At 68.7% G+C, this 20,619-nt stretch carries 20 protein-coding genes; 12 read left to right on the top strand and 8 right to left on the bottom strand.

The annotated features are described in order from the left end of the window. Positions 1-15: 15 nt before the first annotated feature. Positions 16-756, bottom strand: coding sequence for a nitroreductase (locus ASG12_RS19085; RefSeq protein ID WP_235457589.1), 741 nt, complete (start codon positions 754-756; stop codon positions 16-18). After that, a complete protein-coding gene (locus ASG12_RS19080) occupies positions 753-1,727 on the bottom strand; it encodes an NADPH:quinone oxidoreductase family protein (protein ID WP_055793863.1) in 975 nt (324 codons plus the stop codon). Before ASG12_RS19080 ends, ASG12_RS19085 begins: the two co-directional genes overlap by 4 nt. A gap of 92 nt (positions 1,728-1,819) precedes the next feature. Between ASG12_RS19080 and ASG12_RS19075 the strand changes: the two genes are divergently transcribed. Then, entirely contained in the window at positions 1,820-2,419 is a 600-nt protein-coding gene (locus tag ASG12_RS19075; RefSeq protein ID WP_055793116.1) for an acyl-CoA-like ligand-binding transcription factor, read from the top strand. Between the two features lie 23 nt (positions 2,420-2,442). On the opposite strand, the gene ASG12_RS19070 is transcribed toward ASG12_RS19075, so the two are convergent. Next, entirely contained in the window at positions 2,443-4,365 is a 1,923-nt protein-coding gene (locus tag ASG12_RS19070; RefSeq protein WP_055793861.1) for a primary-amine oxidase, read from the bottom strand. Between the two features lie 84 nt (positions 4,366-4,449). After that, the gene (locus ASG12_RS19065; protein ID WP_055793114.1) at positions 4,450-5,853 is read right to left on the bottom strand and encodes an aminobutyraldehyde dehydrogenase; all 1,404 of its coding nucleotides are present in this window, start codon (positions 5,851-5,853) and stop codon (positions 4,450-4,452) included. A gap of 158 nt (positions 5,854-6,011) precedes the next feature. Between ASG12_RS19065 and ASG12_RS19060 the strand changes: the two genes are divergently transcribed. From ASG12_RS19060 to ASG12_RS19050, 3 genes are all read left to right on the top strand, one after another. Then, positions 6,012-7,538, top strand: a complete 1,527-nt coding sequence (locus tag ASG12_RS19060) for a PucR family transcriptional regulator (RefSeq protein ID WP_055793111.1) — start codon at positions 6,012-6,014, stop codon at positions 7,536-7,538. 226 nt (positions 7,539-7,764) lie between these two features. Then, positions 7,765-9,030 (top strand): HNH endonuclease signature motif containing protein, encoded by a 1,266-nt coding sequence (locus ASG12_RS19055; RefSeq protein ID WP_156378190.1) that lies wholly within the window; start codon positions 7,765-7,767, stop codon positions 9,028-9,030. A gap of 74 nt (positions 9,031-9,104) precedes the next feature. Next, on the top strand, positions 9,105-9,902 hold the full coding sequence (locus ASG12_RS19050; RefSeq protein ID WP_055793105.1) for an SDR family NAD(P)-dependent oxidoreductase: 798 nt from the start codon (positions 9,105-9,107) through the stop codon (positions 9,900-9,902). Positions 9,903-9,908: 6 nt separating this feature from the next. On the opposite strand, the gene ASG12_RS19045 is transcribed toward ASG12_RS19050, so the two are convergent. After that, the gene (locus ASG12_RS19045) at positions 9,909-11,177 is read right to left on the bottom strand and encodes an EAL domain-containing protein (protein WP_055793102.1); all 1,269 of its coding nucleotides are present in this window, start codon (positions 11,175-11,177) and stop codon (positions 9,909-9,911) included. 195 nt (positions 11,178-11,372) lie between these two features. On the opposite strand from ASG12_RS19045, the gene hemL reads away from it, so the two are divergent. The 6 genes from hemL to ccsB are packed head-to-tail and all read left to right on the top strand — an operon-like array spanning position 11,373 to position 17,517. Next, positions 11,373-12,743 (top strand): glutamate-1-semialdehyde 2,1-aminomutase, encoded by a 1,371-nt coding sequence (hemL, locus tag ASG12_RS19040; protein WP_082502162.1) that lies wholly within the window; start codon positions 11,373-11,375, stop codon positions 12,741-12,743. After that, a complete protein-coding gene (locus ASG12_RS19035) occupies positions 12,743-13,372 on the top strand; it encodes a histidine phosphatase family protein (protein WP_045823918.1) in 630 nt (209 codons plus the stop codon). Before hemL ends, ASG12_RS19035 begins: the two co-directional genes overlap by 1 nt. Further along, entirely contained in the window at positions 13,369-14,010 is a 642-nt protein-coding gene (locus ASG12_RS19030) for a TlpA family protein disulfide reductase (protein ID WP_235457587.1), read from the top strand. Before ASG12_RS19035 ends, ASG12_RS19030 begins: the two co-directional genes overlap by 4 nt. Next, the gene (locus ASG12_RS19025; RefSeq protein ID WP_055793097.1) at positions 14,007-14,813 is read left to right on the top strand and encodes a cytochrome c biogenesis CcdA family protein; all 807 of its coding nucleotides are present in this window, start codon (positions 14,007-14,009) and stop codon (positions 14,811-14,813) included. Before ASG12_RS19030 ends, ASG12_RS19025 begins: the two co-directional genes overlap by 4 nt. Next, positions 14,810-16,513, top strand: coding sequence for a cytochrome c biogenesis protein ResB (resB, locus tag ASG12_RS19020; RefSeq protein WP_055793095.1), 1,704 nt, complete (start codon positions 14,810-14,812; stop codon positions 16,511-16,513). The genes ASG12_RS19025 and resB overlap by 4 nt, the downstream gene beginning before the upstream one ends. A gap of 5 nt (positions 16,514-16,518) precedes the next feature. Next, a complete protein-coding gene (gene ccsB / locus ASG12_RS19015) occupies positions 16,519-17,517 on the top strand; it encodes a c-type cytochrome biogenesis protein CcsB (protein WP_055793857.1) in 999 nt (332 codons plus the stop codon). Between the two features lie 88 nt (positions 17,518-17,605). On the opposite strand, the gene ASG12_RS19010 is transcribed toward ccsB, so the two are convergent. The 3 genes from ASG12_RS19010 to ASG12_RS19000 all read right to left on the bottom strand — a co-directional run bounded on the left by ASG12_RS19010 (position 17,606) and on the right by ASG12_RS19000 (position 18,882). After that, a complete protein-coding gene (locus tag ASG12_RS19010; protein ID WP_045823913.1) occupies positions 17,606-18,037 on the bottom strand; it encodes a helix-turn-helix domain-containing protein in 432 nt (143 codons plus the stop codon). Positions 18,038-18,192: 155 nt separating this feature from the next. Then, positions 18,193-18,471, bottom strand: a complete 279-nt coding sequence (locus ASG12_RS19005) for a hypothetical protein (protein ID WP_055793092.1) — start codon at positions 18,469-18,471, stop codon at positions 18,193-18,195. Positions 18,472-18,639: 168 nt separating this feature from the next. Beyond that, positions 18,640-18,882, bottom strand: a complete 243-nt coding sequence (locus ASG12_RS19000) for a BldC family transcriptional regulator (protein WP_055793089.1) — start codon at positions 18,880-18,882, stop codon at positions 18,640-18,642. Between the two features lie 213 nt (positions 18,883-19,095). Here ASG12_RS19000 and ASG12_RS18995 point away from each other — a divergent pair, with 213 nt between their 5' ends. Further along, the gene (locus tag ASG12_RS18995) at positions 19,096-19,476 is read left to right on the top strand and encodes a DUF4229 domain-containing protein (protein ID WP_055793086.1); all 381 of its coding nucleotides are present in this window, start codon (positions 19,096-19,098) and stop codon (positions 19,474-19,476) included. After that, entirely contained in the window at positions 19,473-20,600 is a 1,128-nt protein-coding gene (locus tag ASG12_RS18990; protein WP_055793083.1) for a PLP-dependent cysteine synthase family protein, read from the top strand. The genes ASG12_RS18995 and ASG12_RS18990 overlap by 4 nt, the downstream gene beginning before the upstream one ends. The last annotated feature ends 19 nt before the right edge of the window (positions 20,601-20,619 follow it).

The following is a 20,619-nucleotide window of genomic DNA, read 5'->3' as shown; positions in this document are numbered from 1 at the left end:
CCCAACCGGACCGGGTCAGTCGGTCACCCAGTCGACGACCTCCTCGATCGGCGCCCGCGTGGTCCGGTACCCGTTGGACGGATGATCGACGTCGGGATAGCCGAACGAGATGCCGCACACGATCCGTCGGTCGTCACCGAGACCCAGCTCCGCACGCAGGGTGTCCGGGTACATCGCCAGCGCGGCCTGCGCCACGCTGCCCACTCCGTGCGCGGTGGCGGCGAGGAGGACGTTGCTGACGAAGCCGCCGCAGTCGACCGCGCCGTAGGGGCCCAGCGCCTCGTCGACGTGGACGATCGCCACATGCGGCGCGCCGAAGAAGTTCAGGTTCTGCATCGTCTGCCGCAGGCGGCCGGCGTGGTCATCGCGCTCGATGCCGAGCGACTCGTACAGCGCGAAGCCGCTCGCGCGGCGACGGTCTCGATGTACGCCGCGGTACTCACGCGGGAACTCGAAGTCGGGCGTCTGCGCCTCGCCACTCGTCGCGGCCGCGTTCAACGCCGCCCGCAGCCGTTCGGTGCCTGCGCCACTGGTGATCGCCAGCTGCCAGGACTGGCTGTTGCACCACGACGCGGTGAGCTGCGCAGTGGTGAGTATGTCGGTGATCGTTGCCCGCGGAACCGGCTCGGGGTGGAACGCGCGACAGCTGACGCGTACGGCCAGCAGATGCGCCAGCGTGTCCGCGGCGTCGTCGGGGATGCGGTCGGACCGACGCGTGTCGATGACGGACCGGATGTCGGGGGTCGAGTCGGTCACGACATCTCCAGGATCGTCGCGCCGAGTTTGTCGCGACCTCCGACGAGTCGGATGGCCTCGATCGCGGTGTCCAGTGACATCCGGCCGGTGATCGGCGGGATGAATGTGCCTGCGGCGAGCATTGTCTCGAGGGCGTCGCGGTTGCGCGCGGCCTCCTCGGGCTCGCGGCTCTCGAAGTCCGCGATCTCGTAACCGATGACGCGTGATCCCTTGAGCAGTGGCAGGTTCAGCGGTACCCGCGCCGGCGCGCCGGCGGCGAATCCGACGACGACGAAGCGTCCGCCGTAACCGGTCGCGCGCAGTGCGGGTTCGGAGTATTCGCCGCCCACCATGTCGAGCACGACGTCGGCCCCGCCGGGGCAGGCCGCCTTCAACGCCTCCTTGAAGCCCGGTGCGGAGTAGAGGACGCCCGCGTCCGCGCCGAGAGTTCCACAGAAGTCGAGCTTTTCCTGGGTCGATGCACACGCGATGACGCGGGCGCCCAGCGCCTTTCCGATCAGTACTGCGGCGCTGCCCACCGCGCCCGACGCGCCCAGTACGACGAGGTCCTCCCCGGGACGCAGTTCCCCTCTCGACACGATCGAGTCGTAGGCGGTGCGCCATGGCGCACCGGTCAGACATGCCGCGGCGGGGTCCAGGCCGTCGGGAGTCGGACGAAGCTGCCGTTCGGCGACGGCGACCTTCTCGGCGAACGCTCCGACGAACGCCATGCCGTGCACGCGATCGCCGACCGCGAACCGGGTGCAGTCGGGGCCCACCTCGACGACGACACCGGCCAGGTTGTTCCCCGGGACGAACGGTCGGGGCACGGGAACCTGATAACGCCCGCTGATGATCAGCGTGTCGACGAAATCGACCGACGCCGCCCGGACGGCCACGATCACCTGACCTGCCCCCGGCGTCGGGTCGGCGACCTCGGCGACCGTGAGATCCTCCGAGCTGTTCGTTCCGGTACAGAGCACTGCCCGCATGTCCACCCTCCGATGCCATGGTGGCACTGAGTGCCACACTGAGTTCGAGTGCCAACGTAGCATCGGGTGTCGTCGCTGGCTAGGGTGGTCGGATGACCGGTGTTCCTTCCTCTGCAGAACCGTTGCAGCAGCGGATCAGGGATCGCGTGCTGTCCGAGGTCTCCGAGACCGCGGTCGCGCTGTTCGTCGCCCACGGTTTCGACGAGACGACCGTCGACCAGATCTGCGAGGCCGCCGGACTGTCTCGGCGCAGTTTCTTCCGCTACTACAAGGGCAAGGAAGATGTCGTCGTGTCGCTGTTCTCGACGTTCGCCGTCGAGGGATGCGCACACTTCGTGGCCAGGCCGGCCGGCGAGGACATCTGGACCGCGTTACGGCACAGCATGACCCCGATGACGCGGTGGGCCGACGACGACCCCGTCCGTGCGGTCGCGATGCTGCGTCTCATCGACGACTCGCCGTCGCTGCGCGCGCGCTACCTCGACCGTGTCGACCGGTGGCGGGCCAGCCTGGCCGACGTCGTGCACGCGCGGCAGGCGTCCGCCACCCACCTGCAGGCCGCGGTCATCGCGGCGGCGGGCATGGGCGCGTACCTGGCCGCCGTGAGGGCCTGGGTCGCCACCGACGGGGCCGATTCCCTGCCGACGTTGTTCGACGCGGCCTTCGCCGCACTGCGTCCGCGGATGGACTGAGTTGCCGTAGGAGGTCAGGCCGTTCAGTGACAGGCGTGCGGCGAGGCCTCTACGTCCAGCGCCGGGTTGCGGTCGAAGAACCCGAAGGGTTTGAGCCAGAACGAGACCGTGTCGGCGGGCATCACCGGCCAGTCCTCCGGACGGGTGATGTGGTGGACGCCGAACACGTACCAGAGCACGACGTCGGTGTTGTCGATGGAGCGGTCGGCCTTCGTCCACTCGCCGAGGCCGGTGTCGCCCGACGACTGGTTGACGAATTCCCCGGCCGGCCATCGTTCCTCGGCACTGTTGGGGGTGACCCACAGGGTGTGGCCGATGACGGTGGCCCGCTGGAAGATCGGTGATTCCGGCGCGAACATCGGTGGGATCGCGTCTCCCGGCACCAATTTGTAGGACGGGTGGGTGCCGAGGCCGTTGACCGTGTTGGTGTTGACCACCTTCCACGCCCGCTGCGAGGCCCAGTTCATGTCCTGCCGTCCCTGCGACTCGGTGCGCAGCGGCGTGTTGCGCTGCACCAGCGACAGCCCGTACGGGTTGTCCGGACCCATCGGTTCGGCCTCGGTCTCACTCATCACCACGGTGTTGTCGGTGCCGTCGACGTCGAGGTCGAGACGGGCCACCAGGAAGTGTTGGTGGAACGGGGCGTACGTGCGCTCGTCGACGAGGGTGCCGTGCGGGTGATCGGCTCCGGAGGCGATCGGCGTGGTCACCATGATGCCGGTGGCGCGTACCTCGCACTGGATGTTGCCGTCCTGATGGAACCGCCAGTAGACGAGGTACTCGTAGTTCGCGACGGTCACGTGGAAGCTGACGGTGAGCCGGCGCATCCGACGCACCTCGGCGCCCGCGTCATGATCCACGTGCTTCCACAGCACCGCGTCGTCTTCCTCGTGGATGCATATGGCGTTGGTGATCGTGTACGGCTCGCCGGCGCTGTTGTGCAGTGTCGCATCGAGATACCGGATCTCGCCGAGGCAGTCGCACCCCAGTTCCAGCGACGTCGTCATGAAGCCGAGCCCCCACTCGCCGATGTCGAAGGCGGTGCGTCGGTAGTGGTCGTCACAGTGGTCGCGATAGGGAACCATCATCTCCGCGAACGACATCCGGTGTGCGACCGACCTCTCGCGATCGCCGTCCCGGTAGGTGACGGTGTGCAGCGTCATGCCCTCGCGGTGGTTGAAACCCACCCGCAGCGACCAGTTCTGCCACCGCAGCAGATTGCCGTCGAGAGTGAACGACGGCCCCTCGGGCTGGGTGATCTCCAACGGCTTCAACGGTTCTCGCCGCGACTGCGCCCGCACGCGCTCGGGGATCAGCGACGGCACGTACTCGCCCATCACCTCCGGCGGGTCGATCGCGCCGTCGGGTCCGTCGAACGAGTCCTCGATGCGCAACAGTTCCATCGTGTTCACGTCGATCACGCAGTGCAGCCCCGACACTGGGTGCGCGTACGGGTTCGCGCCGGGCTCCGACCGCAACCAGGTGTCCGACCATCCGAGTCGGCGGTCGGCCCACTCCGGCGGCATCACCGCCGCGCCGTAGGTCCACGTGTCCATGAACACGAGGTCGAGATCGGTGATCCCACGACGCGCGAGGGCGGCGATCACATCGGGATGCGCGCGCAGCACCCGGTCGCATTCCTCGAACTCGTCGACGGTGAAATTGGCCTGAACGCCGGGGATGTGGTCGAACGATTCCACGGCCGAGTCGGTCAGCGACACCACCGCCTTGTAGGTGGCGTTGCGTGCGGATTCGAGCAGGGTGACCAGGGCGCGTCGGGCAGGCACCGTGCCGTGCGCCTCGAATGCGGTGAGCTCGGCCTTGCTCGGCTCGGCCATCTCGATCGAGCAGTACCGCCACCCCGGACCGACGTCGTGTGCTTCGGCGAGCACGTCGGTCACCGAGCGGAATTCGTCGGTGTCGAGCGGATCGAGGGGATGGGCGATCACGAGTGGTGACTCCTGGGGGTGGGAGGGAAAACACGCCTGCGCGGCCGGGTTACGACCGCGCAGGCGGGGTTCGTGGCGGTCCTAGTCGACCGAGCTCATCACATGTTTGACGCGCGTGTAGTCCTCCACCCCGTAACCGGAGAGGTCTTTGCCGTAGCCGGAGTTCTTGAAGCCCCCGTGGGGCATCTCGGCGACCAGCGGGATGTGGCAGTTGATCCACACGCACCCGAAGTCGAGGGCGGCCGACATGCGGTTCACGGTGGCGTGGTCGGTGGTCCACACGCTCGAGGCGAGGCCGTAGTCGACGCCGTTGGCGAGTGCGATCGCCTCGGCTTCGTCGGTGAACGACTGCACCGTCACCACCGGGCCGAAGGTCTCCTCCTGCACCAGCTTGTCGTCCTGGTGCACACCGGTGATCACGGTCGGCTCGACGAAGAATCCCTTGTCACCCTTGCGCTTCCCGCCGATGGCGACGGTGGCGTGGGGCGGGACGGAGTCGAGGATCGAGGTGACCTTCGTGAAGTGGTTGATGTTGTTCAGCGGCGGCACGGTGACGCCGGCGGTGTAGGCGACGAGTGAGTCGACGAAGGCGTCGTGGACGGATTCGTGCACCAGGATGCGGGTCACGGCGGTGCAGTCCTGGCCGGCGTTGAAGAATGCGGCGTCGGCGATGGGCGCGACGGACTTCTCGAGATCGGCGTCGGCGAACACCACCGCCGGTGCCTTGCCGCCGAGTTCGAGGTGGGCGCGCTTGAGGTTCTGGGCCGCGGCGACCGCCACGGCGATCCCGGCGCGGACCGAGCCGGTGATGGCGACCATGGCCGGCGTCGGATGGCTCACCACAGCGGCACCGGTCTCGCCGTTGCCCAGCACGATGTTGAGGACGCCGTCGGGGAGGATGCCCTTGCTGATCTCGGCGAGCACCAACGTGCTCTCCGGCGTGGTGTCGCTGGGCTTGAGCACGATCGTGTTGCCCGCCGCGAGCGCGGGTCCGATCTTCCACAGCGCCATCATCAGCGGGTAGTTCCAGGGCGTCACCTGTCCGACCACACCGACCGGCTCGCGACGCACGTGCGAGGTGAAGCCCTCCATGTATTGCCCCGCCGACTTGCCCTCCAGCATGCGGGCGGCGCCGGCGAAGAACCGGATCTGATCGGCGCCGACGGTGACCTCCTCGTCGGCGATCTGCTGCGCGGGCTGTCCGGTGTTGCGCGCCTGGGCGGCGACGATCCGATCGGAGTTGGCCTCGATCGCGTCGGCCAACCGCAGCAGTGCCTTCTGGCGGGTCGAGGGTGTCGTGCTGCCCCACGAGACGAAGGCCGCCTTCGCCGCCGCCATCGCCACATCGACATCGGCCGCGCTCGAGATGGGGGACCGGGCCACGACCGACTCGTCGATCGGGTTCACCACGTCGATGACGTCGGTGCCCGTCGCGTCGACGAACTCCCCGTTGATCCAGTTCTTCAGCACGGTCGGTGTGGTCATGCGGGTGGCGGCCTCCTGGAAGACGATGGGTGGCTTGTCGATCAGTGTTTCCCGTGTGGGTGGCGGGGTGCCCCTGACAGTCTGTCCACACAACACGCTCCCGGGTGGACGAAACGGAGTAGCGTCGCCGTATCCGCGCACTTCGAGGGGGTGAACCGATGGCGACGACAGTCGGTTGGCTCCTCGATCAACGCGCTCTCGACCTCCGGTCGTGCACGGGAGGCCTCGGACTCGACAGGCCCATCGACTGCGCCCTGACGTCGGAACTCGTCGACGCCGCCGACTGGCTGTCGGGAGGGGAGCTGCTGCTGACCACGGGAATGCGGTTGCCCGACGATCGCGACGGCCGCGAGCGCTACCTCACGAGCCTCGCCGACGCCGGCGTCGCGGCGATCGGGTTCGGGACCGGGTTGGGTTACGACACCGTGCCCGACGACCTCGTCGACATCGGTACCGACCTCGGGCTGCCGGTCTTCGAGGTGCCCCTGCCCATCCCGTTCTCCGCGATCGCGCGCACCCTGCTCGACCGCGTCGCCGACGATCGCTACGCGCAGTTCACCCGCGCGGCCCGCAGCCAACCGGCGATGACGCGGGCCGTCATCGCCGGTGGTGTCCCCGCTCTCGCCGGTGAGCTTGCCGCCGCGCTCGACCACACCGTGGTGGTGATCGATCGCGACGGCCGTGTCGTGTGCAGTCGCCCGCGCGCGGCGGACCCCGCCGCGATGACGCACGTGCGCCGGGCCATCGGACCCGACCACTGGCGTTCGGGCGCGATGTCGGCGGCCGGGGTGACCATCACCGATGACCACACCATCACCGTGCAGCGCATCAGCTCCGGCGGTGCGGTGGTCGGGCATCTCGCGGTGATCGGCGACCGGCCGCTCGGCGATCTGCAGCGCGTCCTGGTCGGCCACGCGTCGTCGTTGATCACGCTGCAGCACAACGGCGCCGGAGACGTGGCCACCGAACGGGCGCAGTTGCACGCCGACGTCCTCGGGTTCGCGGTCCGCGGCGACACCCTTCCCACGACCGCCGAGACCATGCTCGTCCGCGCCGCCGACGACGACGGTCTCGTCCGGGTGGTGGTGTTCGAGTTCCGTTCGGCCGCGGTGGCCGCCGACGCGGTGGGTCATCTCGCGTCGGCGCTCGAGCAGAGGTGGCGTCCGGTGTTCTGCATGCACGACGGTCGGGAGGTGGTGGTGCTCCTGCGGGGCGACGACGACACCGCGACCGCACAGTCGCTCGCCTCGGGCCTACGGATGCGGGCCGGTCTCGGTGATCCAGTCGGCCTGTGCGACATCGCCGCATCGACCGGGCAGGCACGCCAGGCCGCACGTGCCGCCGTCGACGGCGAGGTGGTCGACCTGGTGACGACGCGATCGGTGCTCGCCATCGACGGTGTCCAGGACGGGCTGCGCGGACTCCACGACATCCGGTTGCGACCACTGCTCGAGATACGTGCCGCCGGCGGTGCCGACCTGGTGACCACGCTGCGCCGCTACCTCGAGGCCAACGGCCACTGGGAGTCGGCGGCCGCGGCCATCGGTGTGCACCGACATACATTGCGGCAGAGGGTGTCCCGGATCGAAGGGCTTCTCGGCATCGATCTCGCCGACGCCCGCACCCGTGCCGAGCTCCTGCTCATCCTCCTCAGCGGCGACCGCCCGCCCGCGCAGCGGCCCTGAGCGCCGATCGTGCACGTATCTCCGTCGATCGTGCAGTTGTTCGTATCGAATGGGCACTTCGACTGCACAGCCCGTGGATGGTCGCTGTGCTCGTGCCCATTCCTGTCGGAGTCATCCGGTAGCCTGGAGCTCGGGGGCGTCGCCCACGCGCAATTAGCATGTGCATCAACATGATTCGTGGTATTTGTCCTTGCGCTCGCATTCGCACGGTGTGTACGGTGAAGGCATGACCGGGGGATCAAACATCGAGTACGCCGACCGACTGGTCGACCAACTCGGCACACAGAGAACAGTTGTCGCCGACGTCGACTCCGAGATCGTGGCCGCCATCCGTGGCGCCGTCGCTCTCCGGGCGGTGGTCGACGGGGTGCTGGCGCGATTGACGTCGCAGGCCGAGCGCGTCGGCGTCGCCAAACGGTGCGGCATGACGCTCCGAGAACTGTTGGTCGACAACGGTGTCGCGCCGGCCGTCGCGTCTCGTCTGATCCGCCTCGGGCGCGCCACCGAAGTCCTGCAGGCGCTGGCTCGGCACTCCCGCGACGGTGGCATGTCAGCCGAACATCTCGACGCCGTCGCCCGCGGGATCGACCACGTCGCACGACGCACCGGGGAAACTCTCGAATCAGATCTGATCACCGGTCTCGAACACCGGCTGATCTCGCATGCCTTGTCAGGTGCATCACCGGCGGAGATCGTCGACGCTGCCCGCACCGCGGCGATCACACACACCCCGGCCGAACCAGCAGCGATCCCTGTCGCCGAAGACCCCGCGCTCAACGAGGTGGGCTACCACCAAGGTGACGACGGGCGACTCCACGGCGCATTCGATCTCGACGTCGCGACCGGCGAACGCCTCATCACCGCCCTCGACAAGGCATCGAAACCGCGACCCCGGCCCGACGGAACCCCCGACGAACGGTCCGCTGCGCGACGCCGAGCCGACGCCTTCGGGCAGCTACTCGAACTCGCCACCCGCGGACTGTCGCCCGACGCCCTCTCCGGGCCGCCATCCACCGAAATCGTCGTCACCGTCCCCCTCGACCGATCCGAACCCTCGCATCTCACCTGGCTCGGACCCATCAGCGACCTCACGGCGAAACTGCTGCGCTGCGACGCGAAGCTCCTCGGTGTCGGGGTCGACCTCAACGGCGCACCCGTCTCCGTCGCCGCCGACACACGCCTCTTCACCGGTCACGCACGCAAAGTGGTCCTCACCCGCGACCAAGGCTGCATCAAATGCGGAGCACCAGCCTCATGGTGCGACGTCCACCACATCACCCACTACGCCGACGGTGGGACATCGATCGTCGACAACGGATGCCTGCTCTGCCGGTCGTGCCACACCGCCGTCCACACCGCAGGCTGGGACATCATCATGGGCCACGACCGACACCCCTGGCTCATCCCGCCGGCGGCCATCGACCCGAAACGAACCTCGTTACCCGCATACAACAGAAGAACATTGACAGAGGTGGAACCGATCGCGGCATAACGGCGTCCTAGAACCAACGCACCACCTCACCGCTGGTGCGGTACGAACTTTGACAACTCCATAGTGTGAGACCCATGGATCTCCAGCTGAGCAGGAAGCGCGCCATCGTCACCGGCGGGAGCAGTGGCATCGGCAAGGCCATCGCGCGCGGCCTCGCCGCCGAGGGGGCGAACGTGGTCGTGGCGGCACGCGAACCGCAGCGTCTGGAGGCCGCCGCGGGGGAGATCGGCCGCGACACCGATGGACGCGTCCTCGCGATCGCCGTCGACACCGCCGACCAGGAATCGGTGGACCGCCTCGTCGAACAGGCCGTCGCCCAACTCGGTGGAGTCGACATCCTCGTCAACAGCGCAGCGACCCCGTGGAGCGCGGGGAAGCCGACCGAGTTCGACGCCATCACCGACGACGTGGTGCGCGCCGAGATCGAGATCAAGGTGCTCGGCTATCTGCGGACCGCGCGGGCGGTGACACCGCACATGGTCGAGCAGGGGTGGGGTCGCATCATCAACATCAGCGGACTCGGTGCGCGACAGGCGACGTCGATCGCACACACGGTCCGCAACGTCAGCGTGTCGGCGCTCACCAAGAACCTCGCCGACGAACTCGGGCCGCAGGGGATCAACGTCACGGTGGTGCACCCGGGGCTCACACGGACCGAGCGGCTTGTCGACCGCCTCACCGAACAGGCCGCGCGAGAACAAGTCTCGGTGGAAAGCCTCGAGGAGGGGCTCGCGACCAACTCGATCAGGCGCGTGGTCGACGCATCGGAGGTGGCCGACGTCGTCACGTTCCTCGCCTCGCCCCGCAGCATCGCGATCACCGGTGACGCGATCGCTGCCGGCGGCGGGGTGCCCGGTCCCGTCTACTACTGACCCGGCTCAGGCCTGCGGGGCGGCCGCGACGGGGGTGGGCGACGATCGCGGGGCGAGGCGCGAGGTGATGCACCGCGCGACGTCGCGAACCGCCGACCGGTCGTGGGTGTAGTACCAGGCGTACCGACGCTGTGCGAGGGGGCCGCTGTCGCCGAGATCGCGGGCGACGATGGTCGCGGCGTAGTTCTGGGTCAGGATCGCCAACGCGAATTGGCGCGGGAAGCCGACGTTCGGGCCGATCGGTCCGCGCACCCCGGGCACGTCGAACTCACCGGCCCCCACGACCCCGACGAGGGTGTGTTTGCGCGCGAACTCGGCGTACTGGTGCCCGAACCGGGCCTGGAAGGCGTCGGCGTTCTGCACCGCCACGACCATGCACCCCGGGGTGATCAACTGATCACCGAGCGACGTGACGGTGTCGAAGACCCGCATGATCGTCGTGTAGTCGATGACCTGGGTCGGCAGCCGGTCGAGGATGTCGACCGGCGCCTGCAGGGGCGGCGGACCGGCCGTGAACGGCCGGATCATGCGTCGTTCGTCGGCGAGAGGTGCGTCGGCCGGCGGGATGCCGGGTCGTCCGAGCAGGAACCCCTGGCCGAGGGTGGCGCCGACGGCGCGCGCCACGGCGATGTCGCCCTCGTCCTCGATGCCCTCGGCGAGGATGCGGGCGCCCGTCTCGGCGGCGTAGTCGATGACGAACGAGATGGTGTCATCGGAACCGGGCGCGGTCGGATCGGTGATGATCCGTCGGTCGAGCTTCACCACGTCGGGGAGGATCAGCGGCAGCAGCGCCAACGATTCCGGGTTGGGGCCCACGTCGTCGAGGGCGATGCCGCAGTCGCGTTCGCGGGCCCAGTCGATGGTGGCCATCACCGCGGCCGGGTTCGCGAGGACGTCGCGCTCGGTCAGCTCGATGATGATCTGCAGGTCGTTGCTGGTGATCTCCCGGAACCGGTCCCCGGGGAAATGCCACGTCGGTGACGTCCCCAGCGCCGTGGGCTCCACGTTGATGAAGACGCTGAGCGGGCGCACGAGACCCTCGCGCAGCGACGTGACGACCGCGGCCCGGCGGCAGGCCCAGTCGAGTTCGGCGATGCGCCCGGAGCTGCGCGCATGGTCGAAGACCTCGAGAGGGGAGACGTCGGGTTCGGCGGGCCAGCGCGACAGCGCCTCGTACCCGACGATCGTGGAGGTGGGGAGGTCGACGATGGGCTGGAACACGGGCACGACCGGAGACGCGAGGGCGCGCTCGGCGCGCCGGTGGTCGTAGGTCATCGCAGGTCACGCCTGTCTCTAGCCGGTCTCCCGAACCACTGTTGATCATCGTTGTCGGCGACCGGTCGCGCAAGAACGTGCACGTCGGCGCGTGTCGCAATCGCATGTTCCGCCGACACCGCCGAGTGGGTGTCCTCGCCGGGGCGGAGACCGGCCTCACGGCGGCGGGGGAGAAAAGTTTGGAACACTGGGGAGGTGACCCCGCCCTCCTCCTCGTCCGCAGCACCCACCACCGACGGCTCGCCGGCCCCGACCGCGCGTTCGGCCGAGTTGTTCGCGCGGGCCAGTGGTGTCATCCCGGGTGGGGTGAACTCGCCGGTGCGTGCCTTCTCCTCGGTCGGTGGTACACCGCGGTTCATCACCTCCGCGCAGGGCTGCCGCATGACCGACGCCGACGGCACCACCTACATCGACCTCATCAGCTCGTGGGGTCCGATGATCCTGGGCCACGCCCACCCGACCGTGGTCGAGGCCGTGCAGCGCGCCGCGACCACCGGCCTGTCGTTCGGTGCCCCGACCGAGGCCGAGATCGAACTCGCCGAGGAGATCATCGGACGCGTCGCCCCCGTCGAACGGGTGCGACTGGTCAACTCCGGTACCGAGGCCACGATGTCGGCGGTCCGGCTGGCCCGCGGCTTCACCGGCCGCACCAAGATCATCAAGTTCGCAGGCTGCTATCACGGCCACGTCGACGCGCTGCTCGCCGACGCGGGCTCCGGCGTCGCGACGCTCGGCCTGCCGACCTCACCCGGCGTCACCGGCGCCCAGGCCGCCGACACCATCGTCGTGCCCTACAACGACCTCGCCGCGGTCGAGGCGGCGTTCGCCGAGAACCCCGACACCATCGCCTGCGTGATCACCGAGGCCGCCGCCGGGAACATGGGTGCCATCGCGCCGGCGCCCGGGTTCAACGCCGGACTCAAAGAGCTGACCGCGCGCAACGGTGCACTGCTCATCGTCGACGAGGTGATGACCGGATTCCGGGTGAGTCCGTCGGGCTGGTTCGGCATCGACGGTGTCGCCGGCGACCTCTACACCTTCGGCAAGGTGATGAGCGGCGGCCTGCCCGCGGCCGCGTTCGGCGGTCGCGCCGACATCATGGGATATCTGGCGCCGGCCGGGCCGGTGTACCAGGCGGGCACCCTGTCGGGGAACCCCGTCGCCGTGGCCGCCGGACTGGCCACGCTGCGCACCGCCGACGCCGCCGTGTATGCCGCACTCGACGCCAACTCCCACCGCCTCGGCGACCTCATCACCGGTGCGCTGGACGCCGCGGGTGTCGGTCACCGCGTGCAGTACGCGGCCAACATGGTCAGTGTGTTCTTCACCTCCATACCTGAGGTGGCGATCACCGACTACGCCGCAGTCAAGAGCAGCGAGACCTGGCGGTTTGCGCCGTTCTTCCACGCACTGCTGGCACGCGGGGTGTACCCGCCGCCCAGCGCGTTCGAGGCGTGGTTTGTGTCGGCAGCGCTCGACGAGGATGCTTTCGGTGTCCTGGCCGACGCGATGCCTGCGGCGGCCGCCGCGGCTGCCGCGGCCACGTCCGGCGAGGAGCTCCACTGATGCAGCGCACCATCGTGCACATGATGCGACACGGCGAGGTGCACAACCCCGACGGCATCCTCTACGGCCGTCTGCCGCATTTCGGGTTGTCGACCACCGGCACCCGACAGGCGGGTCGCGTCGCCGACGAGCTCGCCGACCACGACATCACCGCCGTCTTCGCCTCGCCATTGCAGCGCGCGCAGGAGACCGCCACCCCCATCGCCGCGCGCCACGGGCTGTCGATCATCACCGACGAGGGCCTCATCGAGGCCGAGAACGTCTTCGAGGGACTGAAGGTGTCGATCGGTGACGGCGCCCTGCGCCGCCCTCGGCACTGGCCGAAGATGCGCGACCCGTTCACGCCGTCGTGGGGTGAGCCCTACATCCAGCTCGCGCACCGCATGCTGGCCGTCGCCACCAAGGCCCGCGACGCCGCCCGCGGTCACGAGGCCGTCTGCGTCAGCCACCAGCTGCCCGTCTACACGCTGCGCCGGTTCCTCGAGGGCCAGCGCCTGTGGCACGACCCGCGGCGCCGCCAGTGCTCGCTGGCCTCGTTGACCAGCCTCCTCTACGACGGCGACGCCCTCGTCGACATCGTGTACTCCGAGCCGGCCGGCGCGTCCGACCCACTCGCCACGGGGGCGTGACCCCAGCTGTGAAGACAGGCGCGGTGCTCGTGGCCATCGTGGCGCTGGTGGTGGTCCTCGCCGGCTGCGGTACCGGTGACGACGCCGTCGCCCAGGGCGACACCTTCGAGTTCGTGTCGCCGAACGGTCAGACCTCGATCACCTACGACCCGCCTTCGGCGCGTAAACGCGTCGCCGATCTGCGCGGCGAGAACGTCGTCGACAACAGCCCGCTCGCGCTGTCTGATTTCACCGGCGACGTCGTGGTCGTCAACGTGTGGGGACAGTGGTGCGCGCCGTGTCGCGCCGAGGTCGGTGACCTCGAGCAGACCTTCGAACGGACCCGCGGCCTCGGCGTCGCGTTCCTCGGCATCAACTTCCGCGACAACCAGACCGACGCGCAGGACTACATCGCCAACAACAAGATCAGCTACCCCTCGATCTTCGACTACCCCGGCCGCACGCTGGTCCGCCTGACCACGCCGACCTCGGTCGTCCCGACCACCGTCGTCCTCGACCGCTACCACCGCGCGGCCGCGGTGTTCCTGCGGACGATCTCCGCCGAGGAACTCGAACCGCTGGTCCGCCGCCTGGCCGCCGAGCCGTACGACGGTCCCCGGGCGTCGACCGCGCCGTCGACGGCGACGGTGCCGTCGTGAGCAGCGTGGTGCTGGCCTCGGGTATCGGCGAGACCTTCGCCTCCACCGTCAGCACCGGCCCGATCCTCCTGGCGCTCGGCGCCTGCGCGCTCGCCGGACTGGTGTCGTTCGCCTCGCCGTGCGTGGTGCCGCTGGTGCCGGGCTACCTGTCGTATCTCGCCGGGCTCGTCGGCGCCGAGGCACCGCCGGTGCGCGCGGGCGAACCGAAGACGACCGGTCGGGCCCGGGTGGCCGGTGCCGCACTGCTGTTCGTGCTCGGGTTCACCGTCGTGTTCGTGCTCGCCACCGCCACCGTCTTCGGCATCACGTCGGCGTTCGTGCTCAATCGCGATGTGCTGCAACGCATCGGCGGTGTCGTGACCATCGCGATGGGCCTGGTGTTCATCGGTCTCGTCCCGATGTTGCAGCGCGACGCCCGATTCCATCCGCGGCTGGTGTCGAACCTCGTCGGAGCACCGCTGCTGGGTGCGGTGTTCGCACTCGGCTGGACACCGTGCCTGGGTCCGACGTTGGCCGCGGTCATCGCGACCGCCAGCGGCACAGAGGGTTCCACGGCCGTCCGCGGGGTCACGCTGATCATCGCGTACTGCCTCGGACTCGGCCTGCCGTTCGTCATCCTCGCGTTCGGGTCGGCCAGCGCACTGCGCGCCGTGGGCTTCATGCGTCGCCACGCCCGCACCATCCAGATCGTCGGCGGCGTGCTGCTCATCGCGGTCGGCATCGCACTCGTCACCGGTGTGTGGGACTCGTTCGTCACCTGGGTGCGCGACGCGTTCGTCACCAACACGGAGTTACCGATATGACCGACACCATCGTCCGCGACGCGACCCCCGCCGCCTCGTCACCGCCGCCGGTGTGGAAACGACGCCTCCTATGGCCCGCCCGCAACCTGTGGCGGTCGCTGACGTCGATGCGCACCGCGCTGGCGTTGCTGTTCCTGCTGGCGCTCGCCGCGGTCCCCGGTGCGCTGCTGCCGCAGCGTTCGTTGAACTCGCAGAAGACCGAGGCCTACATCGACGACCACGGGTTGCCGGCCCGGATCCTCGACCGACTGCAGTTCTTCGAGGTGTTCTCCAGCGTCTGGTTCACCGCGATCTACGTGCTGCTGTTCATCTCGCTGGTCGGTTGCCTCACCCCGCGCCTCATCGAGCACGGCAAGGCCCTGCGCGCGACGCCGGTCGCCGCGCCCCGCAACTTCACCCGCCTGCCCCGCCACGACCGCCACGAGGTCGACGGTGCGCCTTCCGAGATCGCCGACCGCGTGATGGGCAACCTGCGCGGCTGGCGACGCACCCAGACCACCCGCAGTGTCACCGGGCCCGACGGCGAGCAGATCGAGATCATCGAGATCTCTGCCGAGAAGGGCTACCTGCGCGAGTTCGGCAACCTGGTGTTCCACTTCGCGCTGCTCGCGCTGTTGGTGTCGATCGCCGCCGGGAAGATGTGGGGCTACGAGGGCACCCGCATCCTCGTCGCCGACGGCCAGCAGGGCCTGTGCAACACCTCGACCGCGGTCTACGACTCGTTCCGCGGCGGCAACCTCGTCGACGGCACCGACCTCGCGCCGTTCTGCGTGCAGGTCGACGACTTCACCGCCAAGTACCTGCCCAGCGGCCAGGCCGACATGTATTCCGCCCGCGTCGACTACCAGGCCGGCTCCGACCTCGAGAACGACCGCACCACGTCGGCGACCCTGAAGGTCAACGACCCGCTGCGTGTCGCCGGCGACCGCGTCTACCTCCTCGGCCACGGCTACGCGCCCACCTTCACCGTCACCTTCCCGGGCGGGGAGAAGCGCACCCAGACCGTGCCGTTCACCCCGAACGAGGCGGTCACGCTGCTGTCGTCGGGTGCCGCGCGCTTCGACACCCCCGCCGGGCTGTACCCGAACGCCGATGTCCGTCGCAAGAACCAGATCGCCGTGGAGGGCCTGTTCGCACCGACCGCGCTGCTCACCGGCGCGACCGGCTCGCTGCTGTCGTCGTCGTTCCCCGAGGCGCGTGACCCGCAGGTCGCGATCCGCATCTACAAGGGCGACACCGGCCTCGACACCGGCCGCCCGCAGAACGTCTACTCGCTCGACCAGAACCTCATCAACCAGGGCCGGCTGCTGCAGAAGGCGCAGGTCAATCTCGCGGTCGGGCAGTCGAGCACCATCGACGACGGCACCACCGTCCGCTTCGACGGCTACCAGCAGTGGGTGTCGTTGCAGGTCAGTCACGACCCCGCGCAGCAGTACGTGTTGATCTCGGCGATCGCCATGCTCGTCGGGCTGTTGGTGTCGCTGCTGATCAAGCGACGTCGGGTGTGGGCGCGGATCACCCCCGCGGATTCCTCGCGCCTGGATTCCGCCGCGACCGACAAACGACTTACAGTAGTAGAGATGGCGGGTCTCGCCCGGACCGATCAGGCCGGGTGGGGCGAGGGTTTCGGTGACCTCGTCCGCAGACTCCTCGAGATCGACCCACCCGGCGCACGCTCCACGCGCACCGGCGAAAGGTGACACCTGTGAACATCGACGAGAACCTGTCCCGGTACTCCGACCTCCTCTTCGGCACCACGCTCACGCTGTACGTGCTGGCGATGATCATGTTCCTGGCCGCCCTCGCGTCGTCGCGCACCGCGACCGCCTCGCCGGCCGTGGCCGAGGAGAACGTGCTGGTCAAGGCGGGCGGCGGCAACGACGTCCGCACCCCGGGGCCCGTGGCCGACGTCCGGATGCCGGGCAAGATCGGTCCGCAGGTCCGCACCCCGTTCGGTGAGCGCATCGCGAAGATGGCGTTCCCGGTGGTGATCGTCGGCGCGCTGGCCCACATCGGGTCGATCGTGATCCGGGGTCTGGCGACCGACCGCATGCCCTGGGGCAACATGTACGAGTTCATCAGCCTGTCGTGCGCGGCGGGTGTCGTCGCCGGCATCGTGGTGCTGCGCCGCCCCGAGAACCGGCCGCTGCTGTCGTTCGTGCTGGTCCCGGTCGCCCTGCTGATGTTCATCGCGGGCCGGTGGCTCTACACGCAGGCCGCACCCGTGGTGCCCGCCCTGAAGTCCTACTGGCTCGCCATCCACGTCTCCATCGTGTCGGTCGGATCCGGGGTGTTCCTGGTCTCCGGCGTCGCCAGCGCGCTGTACCTGATCAAGCTGCGCTACCCCGAGGCGGGGAACGGGATCGGTGGGCGCATCCTCGACCGGCTGCCGAGCGCGCAGGCGCTCGATCGCCTCGCCTACAAGACCGTCGTGTTCGCGTTCCCGCTGTTCGGCCTGGGCGTCATCTGCGGCGCCATCTGGGCCGAGGCGGCCTGGGGGCGTTTCTGGGGTTGGGACCCCAAGGAGACGGTCTCGTTCATCGCCTGGATCATCTACGCGGCCTACCTGCACGCCCGTGCGACCGCGGGCTGGCGCAACACGTCGGCGGCGTGGATCAACATCGCCGGTTTCGTGGCGATGCTGTTCAACCTCTTCATCATCAATCTGGTGGTGTCGGGACTCCATTCCTACGCGGGGCTGTAAATCATTTCGCGCTGCTAGCGAAACAGGTGTGGCCCGGTCCATCGGACCGGGCCACACCTGTCTGTGATTGTGTGTGCGAGCGAACGAATTATTCTCCGTCGCGGAGATTCTGCTGACGAACCACCTTCAGCAATTCGATGATGGTGTCGATGGTCGACACCGACAGCTCGCCGTGCCGGAACGCAGCCAGGTGAGCACCGGTCTCGGCGGCCATCGCGACGTATTCGCGCTGCTGCTCGACCCGCTTGAGATCCTCGTCCGGGTCGGACAGGAAGTAGGTCACGCTGATCTCGAAGGCGCGCGAAATCGCTTCCACCGTGCGGAAAGACGGTGTCTTCGCCTTACCGGTGCGCAGCTGTGAGATGTAGGCGTCGCTCAGGGTGTAGCCGAGTCGATTCGCCTTCAGTGCGATCTTTTTCCCGGTGTAGGGAATTCCGTTCTCATCGCGAACGGTGTCGAACAGTTCATTGAGACTCTCGGCAAAAGACCGGGCTGTGTGAACGTCGCTCGTCGTGGTCATTCGTGCTCCCCGATCTAGTGAAGATGACCGACCAGATCACCTTCGCAGCAGATTGAACTCACCGTGCGGACAACAATGTGTCCACCTAGCAATTATTTCTTCGGTGAACTCTACCTTTAGTGGTCGTTCATCAGGTACTACGAGCCGAACATCGCTCAGGAACCGGTCCCGGGACGCGGATCGTCGGCATCGGGGGTCGGGGGAGTGGCCGTGTCGTCGCCGGTCGGATCGGTGCCGTTCGTGTCGCGTCGAGGGCTGCGCGGGGTGCGGCGATCGTGGCCGAGATCGAGCAGGAAGTCAGGGTCGTCGTCGGGGCCGATGGGGCCGCGCCGCGACGACGTCGGTGCGCTACGCGTCGTCGTGTCCGGCCCGAACGCCTTCCACACGAGATAGGCGACACCTATCGCGACGACCAGGGCAACGACGACAACCACGAGAAACCTCCACGAACGTATGAGTAGGTCCACGTTACGGGAGTCCGACGAATCGGGCTGTCGACGCTGGTCGCGGGGCGACCGACGCCGGCCGTCACGACGAGCGCGGGCCGCACCCGGGGGCTGTCCGGGTGCGGCCCGCGGGCTCGACGAGTGGTGCTGGGACGCTCAGTCGGTCTTGCGGTTGAGCAGGGCCACGACGTCGGCCTCGCGGAACCGTCGGTGACCACCGGGGGTACGGATGGCGCCGAGCAGGCCGGAGCTGGCCCAGCGGGCCACGGTCTTGGGGTTGACGTTGAACATCGCCGCGACCTGTCCGGGGGTCAGCGTGTGCTGACTGGCCACCCGCGGCGTGATCGGCATGGACGACGAGAGTGCGCCCCCAGGCATGGCGTTGAATGCTGCAGTCATGTGTCGTTCTCCTCGTGCTGGGCCCGGTGACCGTCGACCGGGATCGGCGGTGGTGGGCATCTGATCTGGCTGTGACCGATGAAACTGTTGTTTCGCTGCCCGACAACATGATTACACCGAGAATGCAAGGTGTTCGAACGGTCAGCTGTTGGTAAATCAATGGTAAAAATCGGGCATCGCGGGCGCAGGCCCCTCTCGACGTAGGCTGACGGGGTGAACGAACGTGACTCCTCCGCTCCTGCGCCGGGCCCCACCGGTGCCCCGTCGGGCGCCGACCAGGTCGGTGCCGGACGCGGCCTCGCGACGGCGCTGATCCTGTACACCGTTGCGCGCCTTGGCCTTGTCGTCGTGCTCGCCGCGATCATCTACGGCGTGGGACACCTCGCCGGGGTCGACGTGCCGATCCTCGTCGCCGCGATCTTCGCGGTCGTGATCGCGCTGCCGCTGGGCATGTTGCTGTTCAAGCGACTGCGCACCGACGTCAACTCCGCCATCTCCGCGGTCGATGCCGACCGCCGCGCCAAGCGCGACGCGTTGCAGGCACGGTTGCAGGGATCGCAGCGTCCCGACGGTTCGGGCGACCCCCGATCGTGACGCCGGGGGGCCCGCTGGTCGACCACCGGGCGTCGCGCGAGTGGGTCGACACCGCGATCCGGTTGATCGAGGCCGACGCCACCCGCAGCGCCGACACCCACCTCGTGCGGTTCCCGCTGCCGGAGTGGTCGAGGTTCGTCGGTGCCGACGGTGAACCCACGGCCATCGACCTCTACCTGAAGGACGAGAGCACCCACATCACGGGTTCGCTCAAGCACCGCCTGGCGCGGTCGCTGTTCCTCTACGCACTCTGCAACGGCTGGATCACCGAGACGACGCCGGTCATCGAGGCGTCGTCGGGCTCCACCGCGGTCTCCGAGGCCTACTTCGCGGCGCTGATCGGGGTGCCGTTCGTGGCGGTGATGCCGCGCAGCACCTCCACCGCGAAGGTCGCGCTCATCGAGCGTCAGGGCGGTCGGTGTCACTTCGTCGACTCGCCGTCGGAGGTCTACACCGCCGCGGCCGCCCTCGCCGACGAGCTCGGCGGGCATTTCATCGACCAGTTCACGATGGCCGAACGTGCCACCGACTGGCGCGGCAACAACAACATCGCCGAGTCGATCTATCAGCAGCTGAGCCTCGAGCGGCACCCCATCCCGACGTGGGTGGTCGTCGGTGCCGGTACCGGCGGCACCTCGGCGACCATCGGCCGCTACATCCGCTACCGCCGCCACCCCACATGGCTGTGCGTGGTCGACCCCGAGAACTCGGTGTTCCACCCGGCCTACGCCACCGGCGACGGCGCGGCGACCTCGGCGATCGGGTCGAAGATCGAGGGCATCGGGCGGCCGCGGGTGGAGCCGTCGTTCGTGTCGCAGGTGATCGACGCGATGCTGCGGGTCCCCGACGCGGCGTCGGTGGCCACCGCGCGGCTGGTCTCCGATCACCTCGGCCGCCGCGTCGGCGGGTCGACGGGCACCAACGTGTGGGGCGCGTTCGCCGTCATCGCCGACATGCTCGCCGCGGGTACCGGCGGCAGCGTGGTGACGCTGCTCTGTGACGGCGGCGACCGCTACGGCGACACCTACTTCGACGACGACTGGGTCGCCGGGTGCGGCTGGTCGCTCGACGAGCCGCGCGCCGTGCTCGACGGGTTCTGGACCCACGGCCGGTGGCCGGCGTGAACGCGCCCGCGATCGAGGC

The sequence above is a fragment of the Williamsia sp. Leaf354 genome (assembly GCF_001424365.1).
Classification (GTDB): domain Bacteria; phylum Actinomycetota; class Actinomycetes; order Mycobacteriales; family Mycobacteriaceae; genus Williamsia_A.
This window is presented reverse-complemented; position numbering and strand designations above follow the sequence as displayed.